Source organism: Immundisolibacter sp. (assembly GCF_028696615.1).
In the GTDB taxonomy this organism is placed as follows: Bacteria; Pseudomonadota; Gammaproteobacteria; order Immundisolibacterales; family Immundisolibacteraceae; genus Immundisolibacter.
In genome coordinates, this window is the sequence record NZ_JAQVGQ010000116.1 from 1 (window position 1) to 8,183 (window position 8,183).

The 8,183-nt window shown below is 64.8% G+C and carries 18 protein-coding genes and 1 pseudogene; all 19 read right to left on the reverse strand.

Annotated elements, in window-relative coordinates; genetic code table 11:
- Window positions 1-278, reverse strand: a pseudogene (locus tag PHC73_RS08700) (DNA-directed RNA polymerase subunit alpha); the annotation flags it as partial.
- A gap of 83 nt (window positions 279-361) precedes the next feature.
- The gene (gene rpsK, locus PHC73_RS08705) at window positions 362-754 is read right to left on the reverse strand and encodes a 30S ribosomal protein S11 (protein ID WP_300126795.1); all 393 of its coding nucleotides are present in this window, start codon (window positions 752-754) and stop codon (window positions 362-364) included.
- Between the two features lie 19 nt (window positions 755-773).
- Window positions 774-1,130, reverse strand: a complete 357-nt coding sequence (gene rpsM / locus PHC73_RS08710) for a 30S ribosomal protein S13 (protein WP_300126797.1) — start codon at window positions 1,128-1,130, stop codon at window positions 774-776.
- Between the two features lie 194 nt (window positions 1,131-1,324).
- On the reverse strand, window positions 1,325-1,438 hold the full coding sequence (gene rpmJ / locus PHC73_RS08715) for a 50S ribosomal protein L36 (RefSeq protein WP_075968177.1): 114 nt from the start codon (window positions 1,436-1,438) through the stop codon (window positions 1,325-1,327).
- 16 nt (window positions 1,439-1,454) lie between these two features.
- Window positions 1,455-2,789 carry a preprotein translocase subunit SecY gene (secY, locus tag PHC73_RS08720; RefSeq protein WP_366949840.1) on the reverse strand — a complete coding sequence of 445 codons (1,335 nt, stop codon included), beginning with the start codon at window positions 2,787-2,789 and terminating at the stop codon, window positions 1,455-1,457.
- A 26-nt stretch (window positions 2,790-2,815) separates the two neighbouring features.
- Window positions 2,816-3,253: a 50S ribosomal protein L15 gene (rplO, locus tag PHC73_RS08725; protein WP_300126801.1), complete on the reverse strand. Its 438-nt coding sequence runs from the start codon at window positions 3,251-3,253 to the stop codon at window positions 2,816-2,818.
- Window positions 3,253-3,444 (reverse strand): 50S ribosomal protein L30, encoded by a 192-nt coding sequence (gene rpmD / locus PHC73_RS08730; protein WP_300126802.1) that lies wholly within the window; start codon window positions 3,442-3,444, stop codon window positions 3,253-3,255. Before rpmD ends, rplO begins: the two co-directional genes overlap by 1 nt.
- The gene (gene rpsE / locus PHC73_RS08735; protein WP_300126804.1) at window positions 3,441-3,944 is read right to left on the reverse strand and encodes a 30S ribosomal protein S5; all 504 of its coding nucleotides are present in this window, start codon (window positions 3,942-3,944) and stop codon (window positions 3,441-3,443) included. Before rpsE ends, rpmD begins: the two co-directional genes overlap by 4 nt.
- A gap of 11 nt (window positions 3,945-3,955) precedes the next feature.
- A complete protein-coding gene (gene rplR, locus PHC73_RS08740; RefSeq protein WP_300126806.1) occupies window positions 3,956-4,309 on the reverse strand; it encodes a 50S ribosomal protein L18 in 354 nt (117 codons plus the stop codon).
- A 26-nt stretch (window positions 4,310-4,335) separates the two neighbouring features.
- A complete protein-coding gene (gene rplF, locus PHC73_RS08745) occupies window positions 4,336-4,872 on the reverse strand; it encodes a 50S ribosomal protein L6 (RefSeq protein ID WP_300126808.1) in 537 nt (178 codons plus the stop codon).
- A 12-nt stretch (window positions 4,873-4,884) separates the two neighbouring features.
- Window positions 4,885-5,280 carry a 30S ribosomal protein S8 gene (gene rpsH, locus PHC73_RS08750; RefSeq protein WP_300126810.1) on the reverse strand — a complete coding sequence of 132 codons (396 nt, stop codon included), beginning with the start codon at window positions 5,278-5,280 and terminating at the stop codon, window positions 4,885-4,887.
- 14 nt (window positions 5,281-5,294) lie between these two features.
- Window positions 5,295-5,600, reverse strand: coding sequence for a 30S ribosomal protein S14 (gene rpsN, locus PHC73_RS08755; protein WP_300126812.1), 306 nt, complete (start codon window positions 5,598-5,600; stop codon window positions 5,295-5,297).
- A 10-nt stretch (window positions 5,601-5,610) separates the two neighbouring features.
- Window positions 5,611-6,150 carry a 50S ribosomal protein L5 gene (rplE, locus tag PHC73_RS08760; RefSeq protein ID WP_300126814.1) on the reverse strand — a complete coding sequence of 180 codons (540 nt, stop codon included), beginning with the start codon at window positions 6,148-6,150 and terminating at the stop codon, window positions 5,611-5,613.
- Between the two features lie 15 nt (window positions 6,151-6,165).
- Window positions 6,166-6,480 carry a 50S ribosomal protein L24 gene (gene rplX, locus PHC73_RS08765; RefSeq protein ID WP_300126816.1) on the reverse strand — a complete coding sequence of 105 codons (315 nt, stop codon included), beginning with the start codon at window positions 6,478-6,480 and terminating at the stop codon, window positions 6,166-6,168.
- Between the two features lie 10 nt (window positions 6,481-6,490).
- Window positions 6,491-6,859 (reverse strand): 50S ribosomal protein L14, encoded by a 369-nt coding sequence (gene rplN / locus PHC73_RS08770; RefSeq protein ID WP_300126818.1) that lies wholly within the window; start codon window positions 6,857-6,859, stop codon window positions 6,491-6,493.
- 25 nt (window positions 6,860-6,884) lie between these two features.
- Window positions 6,885-7,148: a 30S ribosomal protein S17 gene (gene rpsQ, locus PHC73_RS08775; RefSeq protein WP_300126820.1), complete on the reverse strand. Its 264-nt coding sequence runs from the start codon at window positions 7,146-7,148 to the stop codon at window positions 6,885-6,887.
- A complete protein-coding gene (rpmC, locus tag PHC73_RS08780) occupies window positions 7,145-7,345 on the reverse strand; it encodes a 50S ribosomal protein L29 (RefSeq protein ID WP_300126821.1) in 201 nt (66 codons plus the stop codon). Before rpmC ends, rpsQ begins: the two co-directional genes overlap by 4 nt.
- Entirely contained in the window at window positions 7,342-7,758 is a 417-nt protein-coding gene (rplP, locus tag PHC73_RS08785; RefSeq protein WP_300126823.1) for a 50S ribosomal protein L16, read from the reverse strand. Before rplP ends, rpmC begins: the two co-directional genes overlap by 4 nt.
- A 17-nt stretch (window positions 7,759-7,775) precedes the next feature.
- On the reverse strand, window positions 7,776-8,183 hold a 408-nt coding region (gene rpsC / locus PHC73_RS08790; RefSeq protein WP_300126825.1), incomplete at its 5' end, for a 30S ribosomal protein S3.

Below are 8,183 nucleotides of genomic sequence, written 5' to 3' on the forward strand. Positions count from 1 at the left end.
GACAAACGCACCGCGACGCCTTTGAGGTTCAGCAGCAGCTCGATCACGTCCTCCTGCATGCCCTCGAGTGTCGTGAACTCGTGCACCGCGCCCTCGATCTGCACCTCGGTGATCGCGGCGCCGGGCAGCGACGACAGCATCACCCGCCGCAGCGCGTTACCCAGCGTGTGCCCGAAACCGCGCTCGAGCGGCTCCAGGGTGACCTTGGAGTGGGTGGCCGACAGACGCTCGACCTTGACCAGCTTGGGCTTCAAAAACTCGTGAACGGATGACTGCATGATGGACACGCTCGCTGCGTAGGCAATTGCCGTGGATTCGATGGCATCGGGTCGTGAGCTGGCCGCGGCGGCCGCCCCACACCTCAAACGCGGCGCTTCTTTGGCGGGCGACAACCGTTGTGTGGAATCGGCGTCACGTCGGTGATGCTCAGAATCTTGAACCCGGCGTTGTTCAGGGACCGTACCGCCGAGTCGCGCCCCGGTCCCGGGCCGTTGACGACCACATCCAGGGTCTTCACGCCGAACTCCTGCGCCTTGCTGCCGGCACGATCCGCCGCCACCTGGGCAGCGAACGGCGTACTTTTGCGCGACCCCTTGAAACCGCACGAGCCGGCGGTCGCCCACGACAAGGCATTGCCCTGGCGGTCGGTGATGGTCACGATGGTGTTGTTGAAGGACGCATGCACGTGCGCCACGCCCTCGGAAATGCTCTTTTTGACGCGCTTGCGCGTTTTGCTGGCGGTCGGCTTGGCCATGGGGACGATCCTTTAGCGATTACTTGCGGATGGGTTTGCGCGGGCCCTTGCGGGTGCGGGCATTGGTGCGGGTACGCTGGCCGCGCACCGGCAGGCCGCGCCGATGCCGCAGCCCGCGATACGTGCCCAGGTCCATCAGGCGCTTGATGTTCATCTGCAGCTCCCGCCGCAGGTCGCCTTCCACCGTGAACTTGCCGACCTCGCGCCGCAGCGCTTCGATCTCGGTCTCGTCGAGATCCCGGATACGCCGCGACGGCTCGATCTGCGCAGCTTCGCAGATTTCCAGCGCACGGGTTGGCCCGATGCCATAAATCGCCGTCAGCGCGACGCGCGCGTGTTTGTGATCGGGAATGTTGATACCAGCAATACGAGCCATTTACCGAACTCCAGAAAACCTGTACGGCCGCACGGACCGACTCAGCGTTTGTGAAGAAACGCGCGTGCTGCGCATTTCTTGCGTCGCCCGTCCGGTACACACCCGGACGCGCTCACGCAAATCAAGCCCTTACAAGCTCGATTCGCGTCCGGCCATCCCTGGCCGGCCTGAGAGCTTGAAACATTCCCAAGCTCTCAGCCCTGCCGCTGTTTGTGCCGAGCCTCGACACAAATGACACGAACGACGCCCTTGCGCCGGATGATCTTGCAATTACGGCAGAGCTTCTTCACCGATGCGCGAACTTTCACTGTCCTGACTCCAAACTCAACGACCGCCGAACAAACCGCCGACGCTCCGACCCTTCAGATTGGCCTTCTTCATCAGGCCCTCGTACTGGTGGCTCATGACGTGCGTTTGCACTTGCGCCATGAAATCCATGATGGTGACCACCACGATCAAAAGCGACGTGCCACCGAAATAGAACGGCACGTGCCAGTACACGATCAGAAACTCGGGCAGCAGACACACCAGTGAGATGTACGCGGCCCCAGCCACCGTAAGGCGCGACACCACCCCGTCGATGTAACGCGCCGTCTGCTCACCCGGCCGCACGCCGGGCAAAAACGCACCCGAACGCTTGAGGTTCTCCGCCGTGTCTTTCGGGTTGAACACAACCGCCGTATAAAAGAAACAGAAAAACACGATGCCAGCCGCATACAACAACACATACAGCGGTTGCCCAGGCGACAGCGCGGTCGTGACATGCCGCAGCCATGCCAGCGCCCCGTCGCCGCTGCCGGCCCAGCTGGCCAGCGTGGACGGAAACAACAGAATGCTCGACGCGAAAATCGCCGGGATCACGCCCGCCATGTTGATCTTGAGCGGCAGATGGCTCGTCTGGGCCGCGTACACCCGCTGTCCCTGCTGGCGCTGCGCGTAATTGACAATGATCCGCCGCTGTCCGCGCTCGACGAACACCACGAACGCAGTCACCGCTACGATCAATACCAGCAACAGCAGCACCACGCCGCCACCGAGCTCGCCGGTGCTGACCAGCTCGAGCGTGCTGCCGAACGCCTGCGGTAGCCCCGCCACGATGCCCGAGAAAATCAGTAGCGAAATGCCATTACCGATACCCCGCTCGGTGACCTGCTCGCCGAGCCACAGCAAAAACAGACTACCCGCCACCAGCGTCGAGACGGCGATCAGCCGAAACCCGATCCCGGGGTCGATCACCACACTCATGCCGCCGGCGGTCTGGCTTTCCAGCGCAATCGCGATACCAAGCGCCTGGAACGCGGCCAGCACGACCGTGCCGTAACGCGTGTACTGCGTGAGCTTGCGCCGCCCGGCAGCGCCCTCTTTGCGCAGCTCCTCGAGCTTGGGCAACACGCTGCCGAGCAACTGCACGATGATCGACGCCGAAATGTAAGGCATCACCCCCAGTGCGAAGATCGACAAACGCTGCAGAGCACCGCCGGAGAACATGTTGAACATGTCCAGCACCGTGCCGCGCTGTGCCTCGAACATCGCGGCCAGCGCCTGTGGGTTTATCCCCGGTACGGGCACGTGGGCGCCCAGCCGAAATACCAGCAGCGCACCGACGACGAACAACAGCCGCCGCCGCAGCTCGGCGAACTTGCCGAGCCCGCCGAGCATGGCCGGATTGGCGGCACGCGTAGCCATTAGCTTTCTACTATGCTCCCGCCGGCCTGCTCGATCGCCGCACGTGCCCCGGCCGTCACCGCGATTCCCTTGAGGCGGACAGGGCCGGCCAGAGCGCCGGACACCACCACTTTGGCGCGCTTGGCTTCCCGCGCAACCACGCCGGCAGCCTTCAGCGCGTCCAGGTCGATCACCTCCGCCTGCACCAGACGCAGTTCGGACAGGCGCACCTCGGCACAGTCGCCCGATGTACGCGATTTGAAACCGCGCTTCGGCAACCGGCGCTGCAGCGGCATCTGGCCGCCTTCGAACCCGACCTTGTGATACCCGCCCGCCCGCGCGTGCTGACCCTTGTGACCGCGACCGGCGGTCTTGCCCAGACCCGAGCCGATGCCACGACCTACCCGGCGCCGCTCGGTACGCGAGCCCTCTGCGGGCTTGAGGTTATCCAGGCGCATCAGATTTCCTCCACCTTGAGCAGGAACGCCACCTTCCGAATCATGCCGCGCACGGCCGGCGTATCCTCGAGCTCGCGCTGGCTGCCGATGCGGCGCAGGCCGAGGCCGGTCACGCAGGCGTCATGCACGCGACCGCGGCCGGAGCGGCTGCGGACCAGGGTCACTCGCACTTTCTTGGTAGGGGCGTTCATACCAGCAGATCTTCCACGTTGAGGCCGCGCCGCATGGCGATGGCATCCGGCGACTCCATGCCAACCAGCCCGGCAATGGTCGCCATCACCACGTTGACCGGGTTGCTGCTGCCGATGCACTTGGCGAGCACGTCGCGCACACCGAGCGCTTCGAACACCGCCCGCATGGCACCGCCGGCGATGATGCCGGTACCTTCGGATGCCGGCTGCATGTACACCTTGGCGGCGCCGTGCACGGCCGTGACCGGGTAATACAACGTGCCACCGTTCAGCGGCACGCGAACCATGTCACGGCGCGCGGCGTCCATCGCCTTCTGGATCGCCACCGGCACTTCGCGCGCCTTACCCTGGCCGAAGCCGACGCGGCCGTCGCCGTCGCCGACCACCGTCAGCGCCGCGAAACCGAACTGCCGCCCGCCCTTGACCACCTTGGCCACACGGCGGACGTTGATCAGCTTCTGTATTTCGTTAGTCTCGTATGCCTGTTCAGCTCGCGCCATCGAACCAGCTCCTAGAATTGCAGGCCGGCTTCGCGGGCGGCATCCGCCAAAGCCTTGACACGGCCGTGATACATGAAACCGCTGCGATCGAAGGCGACCTTGACCACACCAGCCTGCTGGGCACGCTCGGCCACCACGCGGCCGATCAGCCGGGCCGCCTCGACGTTGCCGGTGTGACCGAGCTGTTCGGCCAGCGCCTTCTCAACCGTGCTGGCGGCGGCCAGGACCCGCCCGCCGCTGGCGTCGATCACCTGGGCGTACGTATGCCGTGGCGTGCGATGCACGCACAGCCGCACCGCGCCGAGCTTACGAATCTGCGCCCGTGTGGCGCGACCGCGCCGCAGGCGCTTGAGCTTCTTTTCCATTACCGCTTACCTAATGCTACCGGCCGTCATTTCTTCTTCTTGGTTTCTTTACGGACCACGACTTCGTTGGAATACCGAATACCCTTGCCCTTGTACGGCTCGGGCGGACGTACGGCGCGAATGTTCGCAGCCATCTGCCCCACCCGTTGCCGATCGGCGCCGCGCACGACCACCTGCGTCTGGGTCGGAGTCTCGATCTGCAAGCCCTCGGGCACCGGCATCTCCACAGGATGCGAATAACCGACGGCGATGCTGAGCACCGGACCCTTCATCTGCACGCGGTAGCCGACACCCACCAGGTCGAGCGTGCGCACGAAACCGTCGCTGCAACCCTTGACCATGTTGCTGAGCAGGGCCCGCGCAGTGCCCGCCTGCGCCCAGGCCGACGGCACGTCCCGGCGCACGCCGACACGCAGCACGCCGCCCTCGTTGGCGACCTCGACATCGGGATGCAGTGCCTGCGTGAGGGCACCCTTGGCGCCCTTGACCTGCACCTGTCCGGACGACACCACCACCTCGATACCTTTCGGCAGCGGAATTGGACTCTTGGCAACTCTAGACATTGGACGCTTCCGTCAGGAAATCAGGCACAGCACTTCGCCACCGACGCCGGCCCGCCGCGCCGCCCGGTCGGACATCACGCCCTGCGGGGTCGACACCACTGCCACACCGTAACCGCCCAGCACGCGCGGCAGCGCCTCCTTGCCCCGGTACATGCGCAACCCGGGACGGCTGGCGCGGCGCAGGCTGCGGATGGCCGGCTTGCCTTCTACGTACTTCAGGGTCAGCGTCAGCGTCTTGCGCCCATCGACGTCGGCCACCGAAAAACCGCTGATGTAACCCTCCGCCACGAGCACCTCGGCGACGGCCACCTTGAGGTTGGACGACGGCATAGCCACCTCGGCGAAGCGCCGCGCCAACGCATTGCGCACCCGCGTGAGCATGTCGGCAATCGGATCCATGATGGTCATAACCTGCCCCCGCCTTACCAGCTGGCCTTGACCATGCCCGGCACATCGCCGCGCATGGAGGCCTCCCGCAATTTGTTGCGCCCGAGCCCGAACTTGCGATACACGCCGTGCGGGCGCCCAGTGGCGCGGCAGCGGCTGACCACACGCACCGGACTGGCGTCACGCGGCAGCTTTTGCAGCGCCAGTTGCGCCGCGTAGCGCTCCTCATCCGACAGGTTGGGGTTCACGGCAGCCGCCTTCAGTTCGGCGCGGCGGGCAGCGTACTTGCGCACCAGCGCGGCACGCCGCTCGTTGCGATTGATTACAGACTTTTTGGCCACGAGGGTGTCCTCAACCCCGGAAGGGGAAATTGAAGGCGGCCAATAACGCCCGCCCTTGCTCGTCATTCCGCGCCGTGGTCGTGATCGACACGTCCATGCCGCGAATCTTGTCGACCTTGTCGAAGTCGATCTCTGGAAAGATGATCTGCTCGCTCAGGCCCATGTTGTAGTTGCCACGGCCGTCGAATCCGCGCGGCGACAGCCCGCGAAAATCACGGATGCGTGGCGCGGCGATGCTGATGAACCGGTCGAGGAATTCGTACATCCGGTCGCGACGCAGCGTCACCTTGCAACCGATCGGCCAGCCTTCACGAATCTTGAAGCTCGCCACCGCCCTGCGCGCCTTGGTGACCAGCGGCTTCTGGCCACTGATCAGCGCCATGTCGGCCACGGCCGCATCCAGCGCCTTCTTGTCGGCCGCGGCCTCACCCACACCCATGTTGAGCGTGATCTTCACCAGCCGCGGGACTTCCATCACGTTGCCGACGCCGAGTTCTTCACGCAGTCGCGGCACGACCACGTCTCTGTAATGCTGTTCCAGCCTAGTCATGTGCTCCGGCCGACGTCAGTCGACCACCTCGCCGTTGGATTTGGTGAACCGCACCTTGCGGCCGTCGTCCAGCAGCCGAAAGCCGATCCGGTCCGGCCGCTGCGTGGCTTTGTTGTAATAGGCCACGTTGGACACGTGCAACGGCATTTCCTTCTCTACGATGCCGCCCTGCTGACCGGTCATCGGATTCGGCTTGACGTGCTTCTTGACCAGGTTCACACCTTCTACGACCACCTTGTCGGTGGCCAGGACCCGCACCACCTGCCCACGCTTGCCCTTGTCGCGCCCGGTGATGACGACGACCTCGTCGCCTCGCTTGATCTTGCGCATCGCCACTACCTCAGAGCACTTCCGGCGCCAGCGACACCAGGCGCATGAACTGCTCGGTGCGCAGCTCGCGCGTCACCGGGCCGAAGATACGCGTGCCGATCGGCGCCCCTTGGTTGTTGAGCAGAACCACCGCGTTGCTGTCGAAGCGAATCTTCGAGCCGTCACTGCGCCGCACGCCCTGCACGGTACGCACGACCACCGCCCGATAGACCTCGCCCTTCTTGACTTTACCGCGCGGAATGGCGTCCTTGACGCTCACGCGGATCACATCGCCAACGCCGGCGTAACGGCGCTTGGAACCGCCGAGCACCTTGATGCACATCACGCGCCGCGCGCCGCTGTTGTCCGCCACGTCGAGGTGGCTTTGCATTTGAATCATGACCGTCTCCGCTTGCCTGGCTCGCTCAGCCGCCCACCCGTTCGATGACCTCGACCAGGCGCCAGGTCTTGGTCTTGGATACCGGCCGACATTCCTCGATTCGGACCAGATCGCCGACCCGACCCTCGTTGGCAGCGTCATGCGCATGAAACTTCTTCGAGCGCCGCAGGTACTTCTTGTACAGCGGATGCTGCACACTGGTTTCCACCAGCACGCTGATCGACTTATCCATCTTGTCGCTGACCACGCGGCCCACCACCGTGCGCCGCGTTACCGTTTCTTGCGTCATGCGCTTGCCTGCGAAGCCTGTTCGTTCAGAATGGTTTTGATACGCGCCACGTCGCGCCGCAGCGACCGGAAACGCGCCGGTTGCGCCAGCTGGCCGGTGGCGCGTTGCACGCGCAGATTCAGATGCTCGCGATGCAATTCGACCAGCAATTTATTCAATTCCGCGGCCGATTTACCGCGCAATTCCGCAACCTTCATGTCGCCAGCCCTCGTTTCACAAAGGTGGTGCGTACCGCCAGCTTGGCCGCGGCCAGCGCCATCGCCTCGCGCGCGACCGCCTCGTCGACGCCCTCCATTTCATAGAGCATCTTGCCAGGCTGGATCTCGGCCACCCAATACTCGACCGCCCCCTTGCCCTTGCCCATGCGCACTTCGAGCGGCTTCTTGGTGATCGGCTTGTCCGGAAACACCCGAATCCAGATCTTGCCGCCGCGGCGAACGTGACGGCTGATGGCGCGGCGCGCCGCCTCGATCTGGCGGGCAGTGATCCGCCCCCGGCTGACCGCTTTCAGGCCGTACTCGCCGAAACTGACGGCGTTGCCGACCAGCGCAAGCCCCCGGTTACGGCCCTTGAACTGCTTGCGGAATTTGGTCCGCTTCGGCTGCAGCATGGTGCTTCCCCTGTACCTTAGGCGCCACCGGCCGCCGGCTCTTGGCCGTCGGTACCGTCGCCTTTGTAAATCCAGACCTTGACGCCAATCACACCGTAGGTGGTCTTGGCCTCGGCCGTGCCGTAGTCGATGTTTGCCCGGAAGGTGTGCAGCGGTACGCGGCCCTCGCGGTACCATTCGCTGCGCGCGATCTCGGCGCCGTTCAGGCGCCCGGCCACGTTGATCCGGATACCCTGCGCGTGCAAGCGCATGGCGTTGCTCACCGCGCGGCGCATGGCGCGACGGAACATGATGCGCCGTTCGAGCTGCTGCGCCACGCTCTCGGCGACCAGGTAGGCATCGAGCTCGGGCCGGCGAATCTCCTCGACGCTGATGTGCACGGGAATACCCATGCACTCGCCCACCATGCGACGCAACTTCTCGAT

What these genes read in the sequence shown, in the direction of transcription:
- rpsK (WP_300126795.1), bottom strand. Translation starts at nt 754, where the DNA reads ATGGCCAAGCCGACCGCCAGCAAAACGCGCAAGCGCGTCAAAAAGAGC.
- rpsM (WP_300126797.1), bottom strand. Translation starts at nt 1,130, where the DNA reads ATGGCTCGTATTGCTGGTATCAACATTCCCGATCACAAACACGCGCGC.
- secY (WP_366949840.1), bottom strand. Translation starts at nt 2,789, where the DNA reads ATGCTCGGCGGGCTCGGCAAGTTCGCCGAGCTGCGGCGGCGGCTGTTG.
- rplO (WP_300126801.1), bottom strand. Translation starts at nt 3,253, where the DNA reads ATGCGCCTGGATAACCTCAAGCCCGCAGAGGGCTCGCGTACCGAGCGG.
- rpmD (WP_300126802.1), bottom strand. Translation starts at nt 3,444, where the DNA reads ATGAACGCCCCTACCAAGAAAGTGCGAGTGACCCTGGTCCGCAGCCGC.
- rpsE (WP_300126804.1), bottom strand. Translation starts at nt 3,944, where the DNA reads ATGGCGCGAGCTGAACAGGCATACGAGACTAACGAAATACAGAAGCTG.
- rplR (WP_300126806.1), bottom strand. Translation starts at nt 4,309, where the DNA reads ATGGAAAAGAAGCTCAAGCGCCTGCGGCGCGGTCGCGCCACACGGGCG.
- rplF (WP_300126808.1), bottom strand. Translation starts at nt 4,872, where the DNA reads ATGTCTAGAGTTGCCAAGAGTCCAATTCCGCTGCCGAAAGGTATCGAG.
- rpsH (WP_300126810.1), bottom strand. Translation starts at nt 5,280, where the DNA reads ATGACCATCATGGATCCGATTGCCGACATGCTCACGCGGGTGCGCAAT.
- rplE (WP_300126814.1), bottom strand. Translation starts at nt 6,150, where the DNA reads ATGACTAGGCTGGAACAGCATTACAGAGACGTGGTCGTGCCGCGACTG.
- rplX (WP_300126816.1), bottom strand. Translation starts at nt 6,480, where the DNA reads ATGCGCAAGATCAAGCGAGGCGACGAGGTCGTCGTCATCACCGGGCGC.
- rplN (WP_300126818.1), bottom strand. Translation starts at nt 6,859, where the DNA reads ATGATTCAAATGCAAAGCCACCTCGACGTGGCGGACAACAGCGGCGCG.
- rpsQ (WP_300126820.1), bottom strand. Translation starts at nt 7,148, where the DNA reads ATGACGCAAGAAACGGTAACGCGGCGCACGGTGGTGGGCCGCGTGGTC.
- rpmC (WP_300126821.1), bottom strand. Translation starts at nt 7,345, where the DNA reads ATGAAGGTTGCGGAATTGCGCGGTAAATCGGCCGCGGAATTGAATAAA.
- rplP (WP_300126823.1), bottom strand. Translation starts at nt 7,758, where the DNA reads ATGCTGCAGCCGAAGCGGACCAAATTCCGCAAGCAGTTCAAGGGCCGT.